Origin of the sequence: Streptomyces sp. SID12488 (genome assembly GCF_010548275.1) — a bacterium.
Lineage (GTDB): Bacteria > Actinomycetota > Actinomycetes > Streptomycetales > Streptomycetaceae > Streptomyces.
The window spans coordinates 1-20621 of the sequence record NZ_JAAGLT010000053.1; the positions used below are offsets into that span (position 1 = coordinate 1).

The 20621-nt window shown below is 69.7% G+C and carries 15 protein-coding genes and 2 pseudogenes; 9 read left to right on the forward strand and 8 right to left on the reverse strand.

Annotated features, from left to right (window positions below; translation table 11 throughout):
* Nucleotides 1-717: pseudogene (locus G3I56_RS41210) on the reverse strand (PucR family transcriptional regulator); the annotation flags it as partial.
* Between the two features lie 149 nt (nt 718-866).
* Here G3I56_RS41210 and G3I56_RS41215 point away from each other — a divergent pair.
* Nucleotides 867-1793 (forward strand): proline dehydrogenase family protein, encoded by a 927-nt coding sequence (locus G3I56_RS41215; RefSeq protein WP_164418434.1) that lies wholly within the window; start codon nt 867-869, stop codon nt 1791-1793.
* A 62-nt stretch (nt 1794-1855) separates the two neighbouring features.
* On the forward strand, nt 1856-3496 hold the full coding sequence (pruA, locus tag G3I56_RS41220; protein WP_164418436.1) for an L-glutamate gamma-semialdehyde dehydrogenase: 1641 nt from the start codon (nt 1856-1858) through the stop codon (nt 3494-3496).
* 55 nt (nt 3497-3551) lie between these two features.
* Here the strand turns inward: pruA and G3I56_RS41225 are convergent, their stop codons facing one another.
* The 3 genes from G3I56_RS41225 to G3I56_RS41235 all read right to left on the reverse strand — a co-directional run bounded on the left by G3I56_RS41225 (nt 3552) and on the right by G3I56_RS41235 (nt 6239).
* Nucleotides 3552-3953, reverse strand: a complete 402-nt coding sequence (locus tag G3I56_RS41225; protein WP_164418438.1) for a PIN domain-containing protein — start codon at nt 3951-3953, stop codon at nt 3552-3554.
* Nucleotides 3938-4192 carry a type II toxin-antitoxin system prevent-host-death family antitoxin gene (locus tag G3I56_RS41230; protein WP_164418440.1) on the reverse strand — a complete coding sequence of 85 codons (255 nt, stop codon included), beginning with the start codon at nt 4190-4192 and terminating at the stop codon, nt 3938-3940. The genes G3I56_RS41225 and G3I56_RS41230 overlap by 16 nt, the downstream gene beginning before the upstream one ends.
* A 109-nt stretch (nt 4193-4301) precedes the next feature.
* Entirely contained in the window at nt 4302-6239 is a 1938-nt protein-coding gene (locus G3I56_RS41235; protein WP_203691861.1) for a glycoside hydrolase family 97 protein, read from the reverse strand.
* A 354-nt stretch (nt 6240-6593) separates the two neighbouring features.
* Here G3I56_RS41235 and G3I56_RS44930 point away from each other — a divergent pair, with 354 nt between their 5' ends.
* Entirely contained in the window at nt 6594-6725 is a 132-nt protein-coding gene (locus G3I56_RS44930) for a hypothetical protein (RefSeq protein WP_006374903.1), read from the forward strand.
* A gap of 33 nt (nt 6726-6758) precedes the next feature.
* On the opposite strand, the gene G3I56_RS41240 is transcribed toward G3I56_RS44930, so the two are convergent.
* The gene (locus G3I56_RS41240; protein WP_164418442.1) at nt 6759-8330 is read right to left on the reverse strand and encodes a metallophosphoesterase family protein; all 1572 of its coding nucleotides are present in this window, start codon (nt 8328-8330) and stop codon (nt 6759-6761) included.
* 152 nt (nt 8331-8482) lie between these two features.
* On the opposite strand from G3I56_RS41240, the gene G3I56_RS41245 reads away from it, so the two are divergent.
* Both G3I56_RS41245 and G3I56_RS41250 read left to right on the forward strand, forming a co-directional pair.
* Nucleotides 8483-9523: a 3-isopropylmalate dehydrogenase gene (locus G3I56_RS41245; RefSeq protein ID WP_164418444.1), complete on the forward strand. Its 1041-nt coding sequence runs from the start codon at nt 8483-8485 to the stop codon at nt 9521-9523.
* Between the two features lie 266 nt (nt 9524-9789).
* On the forward strand, nt 9790-10878 hold the full coding sequence (locus G3I56_RS41250; protein WP_164418446.1) for a branched-chain amino acid aminotransferase: 1089 nt from the start codon (nt 9790-9792) through the stop codon (nt 10876-10878).
* Nucleotides 10879-11021: 143 nt separating this feature from the next.
* Here G3I56_RS41250 and G3I56_RS41255 read toward each other — a convergent pair.
* Nucleotides 11022-11278: pseudogene (locus tag G3I56_RS41255) on the reverse strand (LuxR C-terminal-related transcriptional regulator); the annotation flags it as partial.
* 293 nt (nt 11279-11571) lie between these two features.
* On the opposite strand from G3I56_RS41255, the gene G3I56_RS41260 reads away from it, so the two are divergent.
* The 4 genes from G3I56_RS41260 to G3I56_RS41275 all read left to right on the forward strand — a co-directional run bounded on the left by G3I56_RS41260 (nt 11572) and on the right by G3I56_RS41275 (nt 18718).
* A complete protein-coding gene (locus tag G3I56_RS41260) occupies nt 11572-11976 on the forward strand; it encodes a hypothetical protein (RefSeq protein ID WP_343240215.1) in 405 nt (134 codons plus the stop codon).
* A gap of 419 nt (nt 11977-12395) precedes the next feature.
* On the forward strand, nt 12396-14009 hold the full coding sequence (cimA, locus tag G3I56_RS41265; protein WP_164418448.1) for a citramalate synthase: 1614 nt from the start codon (nt 12396-12398) through the stop codon (nt 14007-14009).
* 174 nt (nt 14010-14183) lie between these two features.
* Nucleotides 14184-17210, forward strand: coding sequence for a glycoside hydrolase family 3 N-terminal domain-containing protein (locus G3I56_RS41270; protein WP_164418450.1), 3027 nt, complete (start codon nt 14184-14186; stop codon nt 17208-17210).
* Nucleotides 17211-17326: 116 nt separating this feature from the next.
* Nucleotides 17327-18718 (forward strand): hypothetical protein, encoded by a 1392-nt coding sequence (locus tag G3I56_RS41275; RefSeq protein WP_164418452.1) that lies wholly within the window; start codon nt 17327-17329, stop codon nt 18716-18718.
* 178 nt (nt 18719-18896) lie between these two features.
* Here the strand turns inward: G3I56_RS41275 and G3I56_RS41280 are convergent, their stop codons facing one another.
* Both G3I56_RS41280 and G3I56_RS41285 read right to left on the reverse strand, forming a co-directional pair.
* Nucleotides 18897-19682 carry a serine protease gene (locus tag G3I56_RS41280; protein ID WP_164418454.1) on the reverse strand — a complete coding sequence of 262 codons (786 nt, stop codon included), beginning with the start codon at nt 19680-19682 and terminating at the stop codon, nt 18897-18899.
* 224 nt (nt 19683-19906) lie between these two features.
* Nucleotides 19907-20404 carry an N-acetyltransferase gene (locus G3I56_RS41285; protein ID WP_164418456.1) on the reverse strand — a complete coding sequence of 166 codons (498 nt, stop codon included), beginning with the start codon at nt 20402-20404 and terminating at the stop codon, nt 19907-19909.
* Between the last annotated feature and the right edge of the window lie 217 nt (nt 20405-20621).

A 20621-nucleotide genomic window follows, 5' to 3' on the forward strand; every position in this document is an offset into this window, starting at 1 on the left:
CCGGATCAGCAGGGCCAGGCTCTGCGCCGCCGTGCCCCACGGCACCGTGCACACCGCCGCCGCGTGCGGCACCGTACGGGCCGTCGGGGCGTCGTCCGGATCCGCCGACGGCCACGGCGCCACGCACACCACCGCGTGCGGGCCCTCGCCGCGCGCCCCCAGGGCCGTACGCAGCGCCGCCACCGCCATGTCGCGCTGCCAGCCGCGCTCGGCGGTCAGCACCGTCCGGAACTCGCGGGTCAGGTCGGCGCCCGCCTGCGCATCGTCCGCGAGCAGCGCGCCGATCCGGTCCGCCACCTCCATGGCCGATGCCAACTGCTCCGCCGGGGGCCCCGGATCGTCGTCCAGCAGCCAGACGTAACCGAGTACGACACCCCGATGGCGTACGGGGAGACAGATCCGCCCCCGGTACACCCCCGCCTCGGGAGTGGGCGGGATACGGACCGGGCCGGTCGCCCGCGTGATGCCGAAGCCCTCGAACCACACGCGCACCGCCGACGTCGAGCGGCGGGTCAGGATCGAGCGGGCGCGCACCGGGTCCAGCGCCGACGCGTCCAGCTCGCCCTCGCTGTCGTACGCGCCGAAGGCGAGCAGCTCGAAGTCGCGGTTCTCCAGCGTCGCGGGGGCGCCGAGGAGCTCCGAGATGTCGTCCACCAGTTCCTGGTAGTCGCCGTGGTGGTCGCCGCTCGCCTGGCTCATGGGGGCATTCTCGCGCATTCCGGCGCCGCCTTCAGACATCTGTATGAGATCTGGGGCACGGATGCGTGACAGCTGTCGATGGCCCACGATCGGAGAGATCCCTAGGTTTCACGGTGGTTCTCCGGTTCTCCGGTTCTCCGTCTTCCGGCCCTTTGTGGAGGTGCCCCGTGCTGGGTCCCGTGATTCTCGCCGCCTCGCGCAGCGACCGGCTGCGCCGACTGATCTCGGCAGCCCCGGTGACCAGGCCGGTCGTCGACCGCTTCATCCCCGGCGAGACCGTCGACGACGTCGTACCGATCGTCCAGGACCTCACCGACCGGGGCCTGGAAGTCACCCTGGACGTGGTCGGCGAGGACATCACCACCCCCGAGCAGGCTGCCGCCGCCCGTGACGCCTACCTGGAACTGGTAGAGCGGCTCGGAGAACTGGAACTGGGCACGCGCGCCGAGATGTCCGTCAAGCTGTCGCTCTTCGGCCAGGCGCTGGACGGCGGCCACGAGCTGGCCCTCGCCAACGTCCGGCCCGTCGTCGAGGCAGCCGCCGCGATCGGTACGACGGTCACGCTCGACGCGGAGGACCACACCACCCTCGACTCGATGTTCGCGATCCACGAGGAACTCCGGAAGGACTTCCCGCAGACCGGCTGCGTGATCCAGGCCTACCTGTACCGCACCGAGGCCGACGCCCGCCGCCTCGCCGACAGCGGCAGCCGTGTACGGCTGGTCAAGGGCGCGTACAAGGAGCCCGCCGAGGTCGCCTACCAGCAGAAGTCCGAGACCGACAAGGCGTACGTCCGCATCCTGAGGATCCTGATGGAGGGCGAGGGATACCCGATGATCGGGTCCCACGACCCGCGCCTCATCTCCATCGCCCAGGAACTCGCCCGGCGCGCCGGCCGCAAGCCCGACGAGTACGAGTTCCAGATGCTGTACGGGATCAGGAGCGACGAGCATCTGCGCCTCGCCGCAGAGGGACACCGGATGCGTGTCTACACCGCGTACGGGACGGACTGGTACGGGTACTTCATGCGGCGGCTGGCCGAACGCCCCGCCAACCTCCTCTTCTTCGGCCGCTCGATGCTCACCAAGGGCTGAGACCAAGGGATTTGGCCCCCGACATCACCCGCTCACCCGCCCCGCAAGGAGATTCGTCAGCAATGGACGCCGTCACCCAGGTCCCCACCCCTGTCAACGAGCCGGTGCACGGCTACGCCCCCGGGTCGCCCGAGCGGGCCCGCCTGGAGGTCAAGCTCAAGGAGCTCGCCGAGAACCCCGTCGACCTGCCGATGACCATCGGCGGCGCGCGGCGCATGGGCGGCGGCGAGCGGTTCGACGTCGTACAGCCGCACCACCACAAGGCCCGCCTCGGCACCTACGCCAACGCCACCGGGCAGGACGCCCAGGACGCGATCGACGCGGCCCTCGCCGCCGCGCCCGCATGGCGCGCGATGGCGTTCGACGACCGTGCCGCGATCATCCTGCGCGCCGCCGAACTGCTGGCCGGCCCCTGGCGTGAGATCCTCGCCGCCTCCACCATGCTCGGCCAGTCGAAGACCGCCCAGCAGGCCGAGATCGACTGTCCGTGCGAGCTGGTCGACTTCTGGCGCTTCAACGTCAAGTACGCCCGCGACCTGCTCGCCGAGCAGCCGCCCGCCAACTCCCCGGGCGTCTGGAACCGTCTCGACCACCGCCCCCTTGAAGGCTTCGTCTACGCGATCACCCCCTTCAACTTCACGGCGATCGCGGGCAATCTGCCCACCGCGCCCGCCCTCATGGGCAACGTGGTGGTGTGGAAGCCGTCCCCGACGCAGACCCACTCCGCCGTGCTCCTCATGCAACTGCTGGAGGAGGCCGGGCTGCCCAAGGGCGTCATCAACCTCGTCACCGGTGACGGCATCGAGGTCTCCAAGGTGGCCCTGGAGCACCACGATCTGGCCGGCATCCACTTCACCGGATCGACGAAGACCTTCCAGTACCTGTGGAAGACGGTCGGCGCGAACATCGAGAAGTACCGCTCGTACCCGCGCCTCGTCGGCGAGACCGGCGGCAAGGACTTCGTCGTCGCCCACCCGAGCGCCGACCGGGCGGTCCTGAAGACGGCTCTCACGCGCGGTTCCTTCGAGTACCAGGGGCAGAAGTGCAGCGCGACCTCCCGCGCCTACATCCCGGCCTCCATCTGGAACGACGGCTTCCGTGAGGAGTTCGCCGCCGAGGTCGACCACCTGACCATGGGTGACGTCACCGACCTCACCAACTTCATCGGCGCGGTCATCGACGAGCGCGCCTTCGCCAAGAACAAGGCCGCCATCGACCGCGCGAAGTCCGACCCGACGTGCACGATCGTGGCCGGCGGCTCCTACGACGACTCGGTCGGCTGGTTCGTCCGCCCGACGGTCGTGGAGTGCACGGACCCGGCCAACCAGGTCTTCACCACCGAGTACTTCGGCCCGTTCCTCGCGGTGTACGTGTACGACGACAGCTCGGCCGAAAAGTACGACGCCATGCTGACCCAGATGGAGTCCGTGTCCGACTACGCGCTGACCGGCTCGGTCATCTCCGGTGACCGCGCGGCAGCCGCGTACACGATGGAGAAGCTGCGCTACGCGGCCGGCAACTTCTACATCAACGACAAGTCGACCGGCGCGGTCGTCGGGCAGCAGCCGTTCGGCGGCGGGCGCGCGTCCGGAACCAACGACAAGGCGGGCGCCCCGCAGAACCTGATGCGCTGGACCTTGACCCGCGCCATCAAGGAGACCCTGGTCGCCCCGACCGACTACCCGTACCCGCACATGGGCTGACCTCCACCCCTTGAGATTCCGGGCCGGGAGCGCCCACCGCGGCCGGAGTCTCATTTCAGTGGGTCGATGCGTGTACGCCGGGCAGGTCGTCGAAGGCTGCCTTGTCGTCCGTGGTGAGCAGGATCCGAGCCGTGGTGGCGGCAGTGGCAGCGATGATCAGGTCGTGGGCACCACGTGGCTTCCCTGCCTTGCGCACATGGGCAAGGAGACGCGCGTGGACCCGAGCCACGTCTGCCGTGTAGTCCTCGACCGGGATCAGCGCGCGGATGCCGTCGACGAACTCCTGCCGCCCGGCCCGGCGGGGTTCGTCGGCGAGCTCTACGCCGAGTTGCAGTTCGGCCAGCGTAATGGCTGCGACAGCGATGTCGTCGTCTGCGTCGAGCAGGTTGGCGAGCCCGGTACTTCCGCGTTCCGCGCGGATGATGACGCCGGTGTCGAGAATCAGGCGTCGGGCCATGTCGACCCCAGCTCATCGGTCATCAACTCGCGTGCGGAGAGGACGTCTTCGGCGTAGTCGTCGTCCACGGGATGGGCCGTGAGGAATTCCTTGAGCGCCGCCCCGTTCCCGGCGGGAGCCGGGGCCAGTATGGCCAGCCGTCGGCCGCCTCTTGTGATCACGATGGTCTCGCCGTGCTCGGCGCGGTCGAGCACGGAAGCGAAGTTCCGGGAGACCTCGGTTGCCGTCATCGTCTTCATGGAATCAGAGTATCTGATTCTTGCTGGTTGCTCACTGTCTGGGGGTACCGCGAGGCGGGAAGTGACCCGCCTCGCGGTGGTGGATCTCGTGGCGAGGGGTCTCAGCGGGTCAGCTGTCGCAGGTCGTACGGCCCGGCTGCCAGCGGCAGGCGAGTGCGGCGAAGCCGCCGTCGGCGATCACCGGTACGGCGAGGGTGGAGTCGCCGCGTACGACACGCCCCTCGCGCACCAAGGCGCCCGACGGGCCGTCGGTCACCGTCTCCACCAGCCAGCGGCCGGCGCCGAGCCGCAGCGGTACGTCCGCCGTTCGTGCCGCGCCCGCGAACGTGCCGCCGATGAACCACCGGCCGTCCGCCGCCCGTCGGGCGAGTACGGCTGCCCTGCCCGGGTCGCCGGTCAACAGCCGGGTCTCCTCCCAGCGTCGGGGCAGCTGCTCCAGGTAGCGGCGGGCCTCGGGGCGGGCCTCGTACGACTCCGGGGTGCCGGCGAGGTTCTGGATGCCCGACTCGTACAGCACCGTCAGGCCCAACTCGCCCGCGTCGGAGGCGACGTTGGGGCGGTACGGGCGGTGGAAGGCGCCCGGGGTGAAGTCCATCGAGCCGATCACGTTACGAGTGAAGGGGAGCGAGGCGAGCTGCTCGGCGGTGTTGTTGCGCTTCTCCTCGCCGCCCACGCCCTCCATCGTCATGACCTGCGGCCAGGTGCGCTGGATGCCCTTCGGGATCGTCGAGCCGTGGAAGTTGACGAGGAGGTGGTGGCGGGCCGTCGCTTCCAGGACCTCGTCGTACCAGCGCATCCGGTCCTGCGACTCCGAGTCCATGAAGTCGATCTTCACGCCCTTGACGCCCCAACTCTCCAGCGTGCCGAGCCACTTCTCGCGTTCCGCCGGGTCCGTGAGCAGGGAGTAGTGCAGCCACACCTGGATGCCCACGCCCTTCGCCGTCCCGTAACGCACCAGCTCCGGCATCCAGTTGTTCGTCTGCCAGTCCGGGTCGATGACCTCCCACTCCCCGGGCTTGAAGTACCAGCCCGCGTCGACGACCTCGTACGGCCAGCCTCGCTCGGCCGCGTAGTCGACGTACTCCTTCTGTGCCGCCAGGCTCTGCCCGGCGGTCTTGCCGCCCGCGAGCCAGGTCCACAGGGCGGGGCCCGGCTTGATCCAGGACGTGTCCCGGATGCGGGAGGGCGGGGCGAGGTCGTCGACGAGGGTCGACTCGGTCACGGTGGCCAGGTCGCCGGTGACGACGGTGCGCCAGGGGGTGGTCAACGAGCCCTGCGCTACGACGGGTTCGTCGTTCCAGAGGCTCACCTTGTACGTCGGTGAGCCCGCCTCGTGCGTCAAGTGGGCGCCTGCGTAGGTGCCGTTGAGGTCCGACTCGGCGATGAGGGCGTAGCCGCCGGGCGTGTGGAAGAGGGCCTGTATCGAGTAGCCGCCCGCCGGAGCCGTCGCCGCCGACTCGTAGCGCTTGAAGGGGAGTTCGTTGTCGGCGCGGTAGGCGTTGACGACAGCGGTGGTGGTGTCCGTGGGGAGGGTGAACGCGGATGCCTCGCGCAGGACGTTGCCGGTGGCGCGCGGCAGGGCGTAGCGGTAGGCGACGCCGTCCGGGGCCACCCGTACCAGCAGGTCGAGACGGGCGCCCTCGGCCGTACGGAAACGGAAGCGGGACTCGGTCATCCGGGCAACCCGCTTGCGGGACTTGCCTGTTGTGGACGTGTAGCGCTCGGTGACCGTGCGCGTGGTGCGGCCGGATAACTCCAGGCCCTTGGAGAAGTCGGCCTGTTCGGTGACCAGGCCGAGGGGGGAGGGAGCCAGGACCTGTTCGCCGGCACGTCTCACCGTGAGGGTCGGGCTTCCGTCGGCCGGGTTCAGGGCGACGACGGCCGTGGGGGAGCCGGGTGGAGCCTTCACCTCCCAGGCCGCAGCCGTCCCGGTATGCCCTGTCGCGGCTGCCTCGGCAGGCAGTGCTGTCACCGCGGTGGCGAGCAGGGCTGAGCAGAGTGTCAGCGCGATCGACACGAAGGTACCCTCCAGCAGTCGTTCAGTCATCCGATGACTGTGAGGCTGGAGGGCAGAGATAGGGCTGTCAAGGTGTCGTGCGGCGCTGTCTGGATATGGAAGGTCGGATCAATGACCGATCGCAGGCTCGGTGCGAGGGCTCGGTGTCGGGGCGTGACTCAATCCCCCGTCTCAGATAGTAGGAAGTCCGAGTAATTGTGGAGACAGATGCCCTGTCCTCGCCTAGCTTTGTAGAAGCCGAACGTGCCGCTGGACCAAGCGCATGACGGTAGCGAGCCGGTGCCCCGTGCAGGCAACCCCTGCGGTACCGCTGCTCCCCGTCCGACCCGGCGTCTCGAATCCCCCCTGCCGTACTCCCGGATTCCTTGAAGGAGTCGATTTCCCATGGCCGAGACGACCGTCCGCCGCCGAGTCCGCCACGTCTCCCCGACGAGCGAGTCCGACCGCAAGAACGCCGCCGCAGCCCTCCAGCGGGCCCTCGACCGCCGGGACAACGGCGGCCAGACGGGTCACTGAGGACCCTCGTCGGGTCATCGGGGTGAGGTCGCCTCAGCCGCGCCGCACCTCGAAGTGGTCGATCCGCTCCCCGCTCTGCGCCAGCGCGGACACCGTCAGGCGGGGAGGCGTGCCCGGTACGCCCGCCGCCGCCTCCACCGAGAGGAACGAGTAGCCGGTGTAGCGCACGCGCGACCACTCCACGGTGTCCTCGTGCCGTTCCCGCGACTTCGTCCAGTGGTAGCTCTCCACCGACTCCCGGTCGGCGACCTTCCCCTCGAAGCTGTCCTTCACCCCGTACGGGAAGCTGTACAGGCTCTGACCCGCGCCGCCCGCCGTGACGTACACGGTGCCGTCCCGCGTCGGGTCGGTCGCCGCGCCGACCGGAACCTGCCGGCCCACCCGGCCGCCCCTGAGGGCGTCCGTCCGCTCGTACACATGGTTGTGGCCGTTGATCACCAGGTCCACCTGGTGCTTGTCGAAGAGCGGCAGCCAGGCGTCCCGTACCCCGCCGTCCGAGGCGTGGGCTGCCGTCGTCGAGTACGCGCAGTGGTGGAAGAACACCACGACGAAGTCGATCGCGTCCGACGCCCGCAGTTCGGCCAGCCGCCGGTCCAGCCAAGCCGTCTGACGGCCGTCCGTGTGGCCCAGGTTGGCCGGGATCTCGTACGACACGTCGTTCGCGTCGAGCGCCACGACCCCGACATTGCCGTACGTGAACGAGTAGGCGCCCGGCGTGTTCCGGGCGTCGAAGCCGTTGTCGGGGAGTGACCAGCGGGCCGACTGGCCGCCGTACCCGTTCGGTGAGTACCAGGCCTCCATGTCGTGGTTGCCGGTCGTCACCATCCACGGCACCGACCTCGCGACCGTCTCCGTCTGCTTCAGGAACAGGTCCCAGGCGGTCGGGTCGTAGCTGTCCGACTTCTCGCCGTGGCCGGTGACGTCCGCGTAGCAGATGTCACCCGCGTGCAGGTGGAAGGCGGGGTTCCGGCCCAGGAGCACCTTGTCGTTGGCCAGCGCGTCGGGCGTGACGCCCTGGTCGCCGAAGGCCGTGAACACGAAACTCGCGGGAGCGGTCGCCGGGGCTGTGCGGAACGTGTTGAGGGTGGACCTGTGCGCGCCGGACGCCGGGTCGAAGCCCTCGTGGCCGACGCCGTAGTAGTACGTCGTCCCGGGGCGCAGTCCGTCGAGCGCCGCGTGCACGTAGTACTGGTCCAGGTCGAGGCGTACGCCCGTCACGCCCGGCGTGTGCAGCGCGCGGACCTCGGCCTCGACGCGGCGGCTCAGGTCGCCGGGCGTCGGTCCGACGCGTACGTACGGCTTCCGTACCGCGAACGGGACCTGCCAGGAGATCCGCATCTGCGTCTTCGGGTCGGCGCCGAAGGCGAGGTGGCGGCCGAAGGGGACGACGGCCGAGCCGGGGACCTTGCTGGTGGCCGGATTCGCCGTACCGGTGCTCGACGAACAGCCGGTGAGCAGGCCGCCGCCGGCCAGCGCGCCCGCCGTCACCAGCGCGCGGCGCCGGGTGAGCCGCGCCCGCAGGTACTCGTACTGCTCCGCCATGCTCATCCGGCGGGCCAGCCGCGGCGGGATACCGACGTCGGGGGTGTCCGGGGGACTGTCCATGGGAGGGAACTTCCCAGCATTCCCCAACGTCCGCCATACGTACAGGTGAACGCCGGTCGAAGAGCGGTGGCCGTCGTGCGTCTCGCCTTCGTACCGTGTCCGTATCGCGGACACCGAGTGTCATCCCATGGGACCCGGAGTACGGTGCCGGTATGTCTCGCAGCATCAATCTCGCAGTGATTCCCGGTGACGGCATCGGCCAGGAGGTCGTGGCCCAGGGGCTGAAGGTGCTCTCCGCCGTCCTTCCGCAGGATGTGAAGCTGGAGACCAAGGAGTACGACTTCGGTGCCCGGCGCTACCGCGCCACCGGTGAGACCCTCACCGAAGCCGACCTGGACGCGCTCAAGAAGCACGACGCCATCCTGCTCGGCGCGATCGGTGACCCGAGCGTGCCTTCCGGTGTCCTGGAGCGCGGGTTCCTCCTGAAGCTCCGCTTCGCCTTCGACCACCACGTCAACCTGCGTCCGTCGAGGCTCCTCCCCGGGGTCGCGACCCCGCTGGCCGGGCAGCCCGAGATCGACTTCGTGGTCGTCCGTGAGGGCACCGAGGGCCCGTACACCGGCAACGGCGGCACCATCCGCCAGGGCACCCCGCACGCGGTCGCCACCGAGGTGTCGCTGAACACCGCCTTCGGTATCGAGCGGGTCGTCCGCGACGCCTACGCACGCGCCCAGGCCCGCCCCCGCAAGAAGCTGGCGCTCGTCCACAAGAACAACGTGCTCGTGCACGCCGGTCACCTGTGGACGGACATCTTCAACAAGGTGGGCGAGGAGTTCCCCGGCGTCACCACCGAGTACATGCACGTGGACGCGGCGACGATCTACCTCGTCACGCAGCCCGAGCGCTTCGACGTGATCGTCACCGACAACCTCTTCGGCGACATCATCACCGACCTCGCCGCGGCCGTCTCCGGCGGCATCGGCGTCGCCGCGAGCGGGAACATCAACCCGTCCGGCGAGTACCCCTCGATGTTCGAGCCCGTGCACGGCTCGGCCCCGGACATCGCCGGTCAGGGCAAGGCCGACCCCAGCGCCACCGTCCTGTCCGTCGCCCTCCTGCTGCGCCACCTCGGCTACGAGTCCGAGGCCGCCCGCATCGAGGAAGCCGTCACCGCCGACCTCGCGGAGCGCGGCACGACGACCCGTACGACCGAAGAGATCGGCGACGCCCTCGCCGTACGAGTAGCCGGCTGACCCGCGGCGCTCCACTCGAAACTTTCGAAGCCGCCGGGTCGCATCCGCACCCGGCGGCTTCTCTTATGTCCCCGCCGGGTGTCACCATCATCCCCTGGGTCGCATTCACGCCCTTTTCGTCCATGGCCCCCTTCGCGCAATAATCGAACGCGGAGCCGCGGACTGAGGGAATGCTCGGACGTCCTAACACCGGCCGCTGCGGTACGGCGGTGGTACGGGCGTGGGGCGCGGCCCGTCACACACAAACCGGTGAAGGACACCCACTCATGACGACGCCCACGATCGAGCTCAAGCCCTCGGCCTCGCCACTCTCCGGCGCGGAGCGCGAGGCGATCCTGGCCAGCCCCGGCTTCGGCCGCCACTTCACCGACCACATGGTGACGATCAAGTGGACCGAGGGCCGCGGCTGGCACGACGGACAGCTCGTCCCGTACGGCCCGCTCTCCATCGACCCGGCGAACATGACCCTGCACTACGCGCAGGAGATCTTCGAGGGACTCAAGGCCTACCGCCGGCCCGACGGCTCCGTCGCCACCTTTCGGCCGGAGAAGAACGCCCTGCGCTTCCAGCACTCCGCGCGCCGCCTCGCGATGCCCGAGCTGCCCGTCGAGACGTTCATCGGCGCCATCGACGCGCTGGTGAGCCAGGACCGGGACTGGGTGCCCGCGCACGGTGGCGAGGAGTCCCTCTACCTGCGCCCCTTCATGATCGCCACGGAGGTCGGCCTCGGCGTCAAGCCGGCCAACGAATACCTGTTCCTGGTGATCGCGTCCCCCGCCGGCGCCTACTTCCCCGGCGGCGTGCAGCCCGTCTCCATCTGGCTCTCCGAGGACCGCGTCCGCGCCGTCCCCGGCGGCATGGGCGACGCCAAGACCGGCGGCAACTACGCGGCCTCCCTCCTCGCCCAGGCCGAGGCCGCCGAGCACGGCTGCGCCCAGGTCTGCTACGTCGACGCCGTCGAGCACAAGTGGATCGAGGAACTCGGCGGAATGAACCTGTACTTCGTGTACGGGGACCGCATCGTCACCCCCTCCCTCACCGGCTCCATCCTGGAGGGCGTCACCCGCGACTCCCTCCTCACCGTCGCCCGCGACCTCGGCTACACCGCCGAAGTGGGCCGCGTCTCCGTCGACCAGTGGCAGCGCGACGCCGAGAACGGCACCCTGACCGAGGTCTTCGCCTGCGGTACGGCGGCCGTCATCACTCCCGTCGGCACGGTCAAGCGCACCGGCGTCGAGTGGCAGCAGAGCGGCGGCGAGCCCGGCGAGGTCACGCTGCGGCTGCGCGAGGCACTCCTCGACATCCAGCGGGGGACGGCGGAGGACACGCACGGCTGGATGCACCCTCTGGGCTGAGTCCCCCCAAGCGCGTCGCGTGTTCCCCCGGTGGGTGTCCACTTGTCCACCAGGGGAGCGCGACAGCAGGACCGCCGATGGACCGGAGTTCGCCGCCGCCTTCGTCACCCTCCGGGTCCCCGCCTCACCCATTTCCGGCGCCCCTACGACCCCGATGCGGCCTCGTGGGCCCCGGTTCCCGGTCGCTGTCCGCCCGGGGTCACGAGCCCCGATTCGTAGGCCACCACCACGGCCTGTGCTCTGCTGTCCAGGCCGAGTCCGGTCATCGTGCGGTTGAGGTGGGGTGGGTCATGACGGTCGCCTCGCCGACGTAGAGGCGCCCAGCGATCTCCAGGTTGGACAGGCCGAGGGCGACCAGATTCAGGACGTCCGGTTCGCGGGCGGTCAACGCCTCCAGGTCGGAGCCGGTCAGCGCTGCCACGGTCAGCGCAGCGACGGCGCGAGGGTGGATCGGCATCGCAGCAGTGTAGAGCCGGCCCCGGCGGGTGGGCGTCAACCTTCTGCGGTACCGCGGAAGTTGCAGGAACCGCGCGTCTACCGCGCTGGTCTGCACGGGAGTTCAACCCCGCGTGGGACGCGCGTCGTGCGCGGCGGACCGTACGTTCTGGGATCACAAGTCCGCGTCCGTCGGCCATCACCTGCTCTTGAGGTCTCCCGGACCCCTGCCATGCCTTTCAGAGAAGGAGCTGCCCCGTGTCGGGTTCTGCATCACAACGTGGCCTGATTCGATCCATCGTGAATGCGCTGCTCGCGGCCTTCATGGTGCTCGGAGCCGGCGCCGCACTCGCGCCGTCTGCGAACGCCGCCGCCCAGGCGGAATGCTGGACCCCCAGCGCCAACGGCGAGGGGCGCGGGTACATGAAAGGGGGATTCAATCTCAAGAGCGGTCCCTACCAGTCCGGGTGCAACAACACCGGATGGGCTGCTCAGAACAGCACGGTCTACTTCCAGTGCTGGACCACCAACTCCCACGGCAACGATTGGTGGTACGTCCGGCTCGCGGGAACTCAGACCTACGGCTGGACGTCGGCAGCCAATATCCTGTTCGACCCGGTGGACGAGAACGGCGACGGGTTCATCAAGTTCAGTCAGTGCTAGAAGGCTGACGAAGATCTTGACGGGGTCGTTCGGCCGTGAGGCCGGACGACCCGTTCGCCATGTGGCGGCAGGGGTGAGTGTCCAGGTGCCGTGACTGGCCGCCGAATCAGGTCACCCGGGGTTCGCATACTGAGACACCCGTGAGCGCGGGGCAGTGCTGTGCAAGACTGCTTCCGTGCTCTCGTTCGCCACGATTATTGGCAGCAGGCGCGCCGGTCCGCAGTGACTGCCTCGTACTACCAGGTACGGGCGGCCATCGTCGTCTTCGACCCGCGCGCAGACCTCTCGCACCCGCGAGGGGTTTTTCGCTTTTCTGGCCCACCTTCAGCCGGAGAAGGAGCGCGCGGGATCATTGGGGGACGGTGGAGCCGGTCATTCCGGTACAGACCGAGATCGACATCCTCAGGAGCCTTGAGATCATGACGGAACCCAGCGAACCCAGCGAACTCGACGACTCGTTCCACGTCTTCGACACCACCCTGCGCGACGGCGCCCAGCGCGAGGGCATCAACCTCACCGTCGCCGACAAGCTGGCCATCGCACGGCACCTGGACGACTTCGGCGTCGGCTTCATCGAGGGCGGCTGGCCGGGCGCCAACCCGCGCGACACCGAGTTCTTCGCCCGCGCCCAGCAGGAGATCGACTTCAAGCACGCCCAGCTGGTGGCCTTCGGCGCCACCCGCCGGGCCGGCGCCAAGGCGAGCGAGGACCCGCAGGTCAAGGCGCTTGTGGACTCCGGCGCGCCCGTGGTCACCCTGGTCGCCAAGTCCCACGACCGGCACGTCGAGCTGGCGCTGCGCACGACCCTCGACGAGAACCTGGCAATGGTCCGCGACACCGTCGCCCACCTGCGCGCCCAGGGCCGCCGTGTCTTCGTCGACTGCGAGCACTTCTTCGACGGCTACCGCGCGAACCCCGAGTACGCGAAGGCCGTCGTCCGTGCGGCGTCCGAGGCCGGCGCCGATGTCGTCATCCTCTGCGACACCAATGGCGGGATGCTCCCGGCCCAGGTCCAGGCGGTCGTCGCCACGGTCCTCGCCGACACCGGTGCCCGTCTCGGCATGCACGCCCAGGACGACACGGGCTGCGCGGTCGCCAACACCCTCGCCGCCGTCGACGCGGGCGCGACCCACGTCCAGTGCACGGCGAACGGCTATGGCGAGCGCGTCGGAAACGCCAACCTGTTCCCGGTCGTGGCTGCGCTGGAGCTGAAGTACGGCAAGAAGGTCCTGCCCGCCGGAGCGCTGCGCGAGATGACCCGTATCTCCCACGCCATCGCCGAGGTCGTCAACCTGACGCCGTCCACGCATCAGCCGTACGTGGGAGTCTCGGCCTTCGCCCACAAGGCGGGCCTGCACGCCTCGGCCATCAAGGTCGACCCCGACCTCTACCAGCACATCGACCCCGAGCAGGTCGGCAACACCATGCGGATGCTGGTCTCCGACATGGCCGGCCGCGCGTCGATCGAGCTCAAGGGCAAGGAACTCGGCGTCGACCTCGGCGACGACCGCGAGCTGGTCGGGCGGGTCGTGGCGCGAGTCAAGGAGCGCGAGCTCCAGGGCTACACGTTCGAGGCGGCCGACGCGTCCTTCGAGCTGCTGCTGCGCGCGGAGGCCGAGGGCAGGGCCCGTGTGTACTTCGAGGTCGAGTCCTGGCGTGCGATCGTCGAGAACCGCCCCGACGGCAGTCACGCCAACGAGGCCACGGTCAAGATCTTCGCGAAGGGCGAGCGGATCGTCGCGACGGCGGAGGGCAACGGCCCGGTCAACGCCCTCGACCGCGCGCTGAAGGTGGCTCTGGAGAAGATCTACCCGCCGCTCGCCAAGCTGGAGCTGGTCGACTACAAGGTCCGCATCCTGGAGGGCAAGCACGGCACGCAGTCCACGACCCGCGTCCTGATCTCCACCACGGACGGCAAGGGCGAGTGGTCGACGGTCGGCGTCGCCGACAACGTGATCGCCGCGTCCTGGGAGGCCCTGGCGGACGCCTACACGTACGGGTTGCTGCGGGCGGGCGTGGAGCCCGCCGAGTAGAGGACCGGTTTCGGGCAGAGTGGCGCGAGGCGGTTTCGCACCTTGACGGCTCAAAGGGGCACTTGTTGACTCGCGGCGTGTTCCCAGCCGTGAGTACACGCGAGGTGTTCAGGTGGACTCACGGACTTGAAGACCTCAAGGACTGATTTCGCCCCGAGAGCCGAGGGAAGGTCCATGCGACGAACCGCCCTGCTCGTCTGCGCCACTTTGCTGACCGGGCTGCTGCCCCTGGCCGCCGCGGGCACGGCGGCCGGGGCGGACGACCCCGCCCCTGTCCCGGTGGACCGCTTCGAGGGCGAGGTCCCCTTCGCCTCCCCGCCCGCCGGATCCATCTTCACCTGGGGCGGCGACGCCGACGACCCGCCCCGACTCGCCCTCACCGAACGGGCGGACGCCCCCGAGGGCGCCAAGGTCCTCACCGGCACCTACGACATCAGCGGCTACGGCGGTTTCTCCCACGACTTCGCCTTCGCCGAGCCCGCCCACGACTGGTCGGCGAGCAAGGGAGTCCGTTTCTGGTGGGAGGGCCGGAACAACGGCAGGAAGGTGAACTTCGAGCTGAAGGACGGCGGAGCCAACGGCGAGGCCTCCGAGCTCTGGACGACCTCCTTCACCGACGACTTCACCGGCTGGAAGCTGATCGAGCTCCCCTTCACCGACTTCGCGTACCGCACGGACTACCAGCCGGTCGGCGGTATCGACCAGATCCTCGGCCTCACCGAGACCTGGGGGTACGCCCTCACGCTCCCTGTCGGGATCAGTGACCGATTCGCCATGGACGGCGTCGAGTTGTACGGCAGGGCGGATCAGTCGCTGCGCGCGTCCGTCACCACCGATTCCGCCGTGTACCCGGTGAAGGAGGGCGGCACGGCGACGGTCGGCGTCACTCTCGGCACGACCGGCTCAGCCCCGCTCAGCGACCCCGTGACGGTCATGTACGAGACGACGACCGGCGGTACGGCATCGGACGGCGCCGACTACACCCCCGTCCGGGGCGAGTTGACCTTCCCCGCGGGCACCGCCTTCGGCACCTCCCGCACGATCCAGGTCCCCACCCGCAAGGACAGGGCGGCGGAGTCGGCGGAGACGATTCCCCTCAAGCTCACGGTCACCGGAGCCAGGGCCCCGGCCGAGACCCCGCAGATCGTCATCGACGCCCACGGACTCCCGTATCTGAACGGCAAGCTGCCGGTGAAGCAGCGGGTCGCCGACCTCCTCTCCCGGATGTCCCTCGCGGAGAAGGCCGGCCAGATGACCCAGGCCGAGCGCGGCGCGGTCGCGGCGACGCCCGGTGACATCGCCTCCTATGACCTCGGCTCACTGCTCTCCGGCGGCGGTTCGACGCCCACACCCAACACCCCGGCGGCCTGGGCGAAGATGATCGACAGCTTCCAACGCCGGGCGCAGGCAACGCGGTTCCAGATCCCGTTGATCTACGGGGTGGACGCGGTGCACGGCCACAACAACCTCGTCGGCGCCACGGTCCTGCCGCACAACATCGGCATCGGAGCCGCCCGCGACCCCCAACTCGCCTACGGGGCAGGGAAGGTGACGGCGGCCGAGGTCCGGCCCACGGGCATCTCCTGGGACTTCGCGCCCTGTCTCTGCGTGGCCCGTGACGAACGCTGGGGGCGGACGTACGAGTCGTTCGGTGAGGACCCCGCGCTCGTCGAGTCGATGGAGACGGTTATCCAGGGCCTCCAAGGGCGCCCGAACGGAACGGAGTTGAAGAGGAACGACAAGGTCCTCGCCACCGCCAAGCACTTCGTCGGCGACGGCGGCACCACGTACGGCTCCTCCACCACGGGCTCGTACACCATTGACCAGGGCATCACCGAAGTCACCCGGCAACAGTTGGAAGCGGTCCACCTCGCCCCCTACCAGGACGCCGTCGACCGGGGAGTCGGCTCGGTCATGCCGTCCTACTCCTCCCTCGACATCGCGGGGGACGGCCAGGGCCCGGTGAAGATGCACGCCCGCGCCGACATGATCAACGGCGTACTGAAGGGCCGGATGGGCTTCGACGGCTTCGTCATCAGCGACTGGCAGGCCATCGACCAGATCCCCGGCGACTACGCCTCCGACGTCCGTACGTCCGTCAACGCGGGCCTCGACATGATCATGGTCCCGTACGCCTACAAGGACTTCCACACCACTCTGGTCACCGAGGTGAACACCGGCCGGATCAACGGCAAGCGGATCGACGACGCCGTCTCCCGCATCCTCACCCAGAAGTTCAAGCTGGGCCTCTTCGAGCACCCGTACGCCGACACGAGCGGCGCGGCGGACATCGGCTCGGCCGAACACCGGTCGACGGCAAGGCAGTTGGCGGCCAAGTCGCAGGTGCTGCTGAAGAACGCCGACGGCGTGCTTCCGCTGAAGAAGTCCCAGAAGGTGTACGTGGCCGGGTCCAACGCCGACGACATCGGCAACCAGACCGGCGGATGGACCGTCACCTGGCAGGGCTCCTCCGGCGACATCACCGAGGGCACGACGATCCTGGAGGGCATGCGCAAGGCGGGCGGCGACATCACCTACTCCAAGGACGCCTCGGCTCCGACAGCCGGATACGACGTGGGTGTTGTGGTGGTCGGTGAGACCCCATACGCCGAGGGCATCGGTGACGTCGGCAACGGCAACGACCTGGCGCTGAGCGACGCCGACAAGGCAGCGGTCGACAGGGTGTGCGCGGCGATGAGGTGCGTGGTGCTGGTGGTCGCCGGGCGGCCCCAGCTCATCGGCGACCGGCTCGGTGACATCGACGCCCTGGTCGCCTCCTGGCTGCCGGGCACCGAGGGCGACGGCGTCGCCGACGTGCTCTACGGCAGGCGCGCATTCACCGGCCAACTCCCGCTCACCTGGCCGAAGTCGGAGGCCCAGCTGCCGATCAACGTGGGTGACACGACGTACGATCCACAGTTCCCGTACGGCTGGGGTCTGACGACGAAGACCAAGATCCGGGACGGCGGAGAGAAGACCCTGAAGGCACTGACGGCCGCGGCGGCCGTGGCCGAGCGGGCACACGACGGGAAAGCCGGACGCACCCTCGTCACCCAGGCGCGGCTGATGGCGCAGGCGAAGATCGGCCAGCGGATCACGTCGGCCACCGCCAGGCCCTTCGCCGACGCCGACCATCTGCTGCTGACCGGTCGGTACAGCGCGGCCGTGGAGAAGCTGAGGGCCGCGTACCGGGCGGCCTGAGCGATGCGGGAGCGGTAGGTACTGGTGAGGAAGGTGGGTAAGGGGAGGAAACGGGAAGCGGGAGCCTCACCAGGACCGTTCTCCGTTTCCTCCCCGACTCGGGTAGCTTCGAAGACATGAAGGCCGTACTGGTCCGACCTCTCGTACGCCTACTGCTGGTGCCTCTCGTCGCGACACTCGCGGTACTCGCGCTGCTGACGGCCGCCGCACCCGGCGCGCAGGCGGCCACCGACCTCTCGAAGATCGCCGAGGCGCTGCGCGCGGGCCCGGTGTACGTGGACCCGGCCGCCTCCGACCTGCTGTCCTCGTCCGACGCCGACGCGCTCGCCGCCAGGATCAAGGACGCGGACAAGCCTGTCTTCGTGGCCGTCCTCCCGGCCGGCTACCCGACCGAGAACCTCTTCACGAACCTCCGTACGGAGACGGGCGTCACTGGTCTGTACGCCGTCCGCCTCGGCGACCGCTTCGACGCGAGGGCGGACAGCAGCGTGCTCGGCCCGTCGACGGTCCGCAACCTCGTGACGGCGGTGCGGAGCGCGGGCGGCGCGTTGGCCCAGCTGGGCGACTTCGTCGACGCGGCGCTGCGCGGCAACGTCGGAGGTTCGGCGCCCGCCACCTGGAGCGGCTCGGGCGGTGGCGACGACGGTGGGGTGAACACGGGAGCGCTGATCGGGTTCGGCGCGGTGCTGGCGGCGGGCGGGGCCAGCACGTATGTGCTGATCCGGCGCAACCGGCGGCGGCAGGAGGAGCAGCGGCGGGCCGCACTCGCCAAGCTGGCGGTCGTCGTCGACGAGGACATCACCGCGTTCGGTGAGGAACTCGACCGGCTCGACTTCCACCCCGCCGAGGCGGGCGCCGACGACGCGATGCGCGCGGACTACGAGCGGGCGCTGGACGGGTACGACAAGGCGAAGTCGCTGATGGCGGCCACCCGGCGGCCGGAGGAGGTACGCGCGGTGACGCAGGCCCTGGAGGACGGCCGGTTCTCGCTCGCGCAACTGGCCGCGCGCCGCGAGGGCCGCCCACTGCCCGAACGCCGTGGCCCCTGCTTCTTCGACCCGCGCCACGGCCCGTCGGTCGCCGACGCGACCTGGACACCGGCGGGCGGCGCACCCCGCGAGGTCCCGGTCTGCGCCGCCGACCGGGTCGGCCTGGCCGACGGTCACGACCCGGCGGTCCGCCAGGTGGAGACCGCCTCGGGGCCCCGCCCCTACTGGGACGCGGGCCCGGCGTACGGCCCCTGGGCGGGCGGCTACTTCGGTGGCGGCATCCTCCCCGGCCTCCTCGTCGGCACGATGCTCGGCAGCATGATGGCCACCCCGTCCTACGCGGCCGACTACGGCGGCGGATACGGCGACTTCGGCAACACCGGCGGCTTCGAGGGCGGTGACATGTCCGGCGCGGACTTCGACTCCGGGGACTTCGGGGGCGGGTTCGGGGGCGGGGACTACGGCGGTGGCGGGGACTTCGGGGGCGGCGGCGACTTCGGCGCTGGCGGAGGGTTCTGAGCAGACGCCGGCATCATCCAGCCTCTCCGGCGTTTGAGGAGCGGGGGTTCGGGGGCAGCGCCCCCGAGGACGGGACGGGTAGGGGCGGCGGGGGCGACTCACTCCGGACACGGACACGGGCCCGGCGCTGGGAGCGCCGGGCCCGCGGACGTCGTACGGGAAGCGATGAAGACGAGGCTCAGAGAGTCGACGCCGCCGAGGCGATGGCCGAGGCGAAGGTCGAGACCTCGCTGTAGACGCCGGGAGCGTTGGCGCGGGCGCAGCCGTCGCCCCAGCTGACGATGCCGACCTGGATGAACGCACCGGCGTTGTCCTTGCGGAACATCGGGCCGCCGGAGTCGCCCTGGCAGGTGTCGACGCCGCCCGAGGCGAAGCCGGCGCAGATCTCGTCACCGGCGACGAGATCGCTGTAGTAGCCGCCGTACGCCTTACAGGTGGCGTCGCTGATGAACGGCACGGTGGCCTTGAGCATGTAGCGCTGCTGAGCGCCGCCCTCGCGGGCCGAACCCCAGCCGGCGACGGTGAAGTCACCGGTGTTGTACTGCGTGGTGGTGGCGATCTTCAGCGTCGGCAGGTTGATCGGCGTGGCGAGCTTGATCAGAGCCCAGTCCTTGCCGGTGCCGGTGTAGCCGGGGGCCTGGAGCACCCGGGTGGACTTGACCTGGACCCGGCCGGTGGTGGACTGGAGGTCCACGACACCGGCGGTGGCCGTGATGCTCGTGTTGGCGCCCGAGCCGCTCACACAGTGCGCGGCGGTGAGCACGATCTGCTGCGTGTACAGCGCGCCGCCACAGCCCATGGAGAGCCGGACCATGAACGGGAACTCGCCCTGCGCGGCACGGGTTCCGCCGACGACGGGCGCCGGAGCGGCCTGCGCGGAGGTGAGGGGCTGCAGGCTGATGATCGCGAGCGCGGCGGCGCCGGCGGCAGCGGCTCTCTTGAACGCGGTGATGAGCTTCTTCAACGTGATGCCTTCCGTGGGGGGTTGGACATACGCAGAAATGTCAGGCCCATGCCAAATCAACAGAAAAGAACTCGTGCTTTTGCTGGCATGAGCTGGTCAAAATCTGTTGAAGGATTATGAGAACGCTGTGAGCGCGCCCACAAGGGGCGAATTCAGGCCGCCCTTAACGAGCCACAAGGTCGGATCGGGGTCGAAGGCCGGTGCGCGGTGTCCGGTGTCCGGGGTTATTCGGCGGCGTCGGGCAGCCGCAGCCACTCCGCCCAGGACACTTCCCGCCCGATGAACCGAGGCTTCACGAAGGGCCAGTCGTCGGCGATCCACTGCGGTACGAGAGCATCCAGGTCCTGCTCCACCGCACTCCCCACGGCGCTGTCCACGACCCACCAGGAGATCTCGGCGTCGGCGCCGGCCTTCTCGGGCGGATCGATGTAGACGCACCCGAGTTCGGCGGTCTCGTCGTTGTTGAGCAGCACGTAGTTGAAGGACGCGTGTGCGTCGGCCTCGGCGGCGTGCCGCTCCAGATCGGCGAGATTCGCCTCGTACGTGATGGTGTCGGCGGGCCAGCCCCAGGCCTCGCCGAAGATGCTCCACAGCCGCTCGCGCGAACCCATGACGGTCGGGTAGTCGAGGGCGGCGTCGGCCCCGCGAATCGGCCGCAGGTGAAACCCGCCGGGCACGTCGACGTGCAGCGGATGGGCGAAGTCAGGGGGGAGCCAGGTCATGGACGGAGGCTAACTCGCGGGCGGGGGCCTCGCACCGGGTTATTCCGGGGCAGCGGGCCACCGGCGGCCGTACCGCTCCCCGGCGGCGTGCCACCAGGCGGGCGGCGGGACTCCGTTGCAGCTGGGCGCTGTCGACTGCCCGGGATGAAGTCCGAGCCTGCGTAGCGCGTCCGCCGCCACGTACACGGTGAACCATCCGCGCCAGTGCCCGTTGGCT

Excerpts from the sequence above, each read along its gene's own strand:
- G3I56_RS44930 (WP_006374903.1), top strand. The coding sequence starts at position 6,594 with ATGGCCGAGACGACCGTCCGCCGCCGAGTCCGCCACGTCTCCCCGACG.
- pruA (WP_164418436.1), top strand. The coding sequence starts at position 1,856 with ATGGACGCCGTCACCCAGGTCCCCACCCCTGTCAACGAGCCGGTGCAC.
- G3I56_RS41250 (WP_164418446.1), top strand. The coding sequence starts at position 9,790 with ATGACGACGCCCACGATCGAGCTCAAGCCCTCGGCCTCGCCACTCTCC.
- G3I56_RS41245 (WP_164418444.1), top strand. The coding sequence starts at position 8,483 with ATGTCTCGCAGCATCAATCTCGCAGTGATTCCCGGTGACGGCATCGGC.
- G3I56_RS41270 (WP_164418450.1), top strand. The coding sequence starts at position 14,184 with ATGCGACGAACCGCCCTGCTCGTCTGCGCCACTTTGCTGACCGGGCTG.
- G3I56_RS41275 (WP_164418452.1), top strand. The coding sequence starts at position 17,327 with ATGAAGGCCGTACTGGTCCGACCTCTCGTACGCCTACTGCTGGTGCCT.
- G3I56_RS41240 (WP_164418442.1), bottom strand. The coding sequence starts at position 8,330 with ATGGACAGTCCCCCGGACACCCCCGACGTCGGTATCCCGCCGCGGCTG.
- G3I56_RS41285 (WP_164418456.1), bottom strand. The coding sequence starts at position 20,404 with ATGACCTGGCTCCCCCCTGACTTCGCCCATCCGCTGCACGTCGACGTG.
- G3I56_RS41230 (WP_164418440.1), bottom strand. The coding sequence starts at position 4,192 with ATGAAGACGATGACGGCAACCGAGGTCTCCCGGAACTTCGCTTCCGTG.
- G3I56_RS41235 (WP_203691861.1), bottom strand. The coding sequence starts at position 6,239 with ATGACTGAACGACTGCTGGAGGGTACCTTCGTGTCGATCGCGCTGACA.
- cimA (WP_164418448.1), top strand. The coding sequence starts at position 12,396 with ATGACGGAACCCAGCGAACCCAGCGAACTCGACGACTCGTTCCACGTC.
- G3I56_RS41225 (WP_164418438.1), bottom strand. The coding sequence starts at position 3,953 with ATGGCCCGACGCCTGATTCTCGACACCGGCGTCATCATCCGCGCGGAA.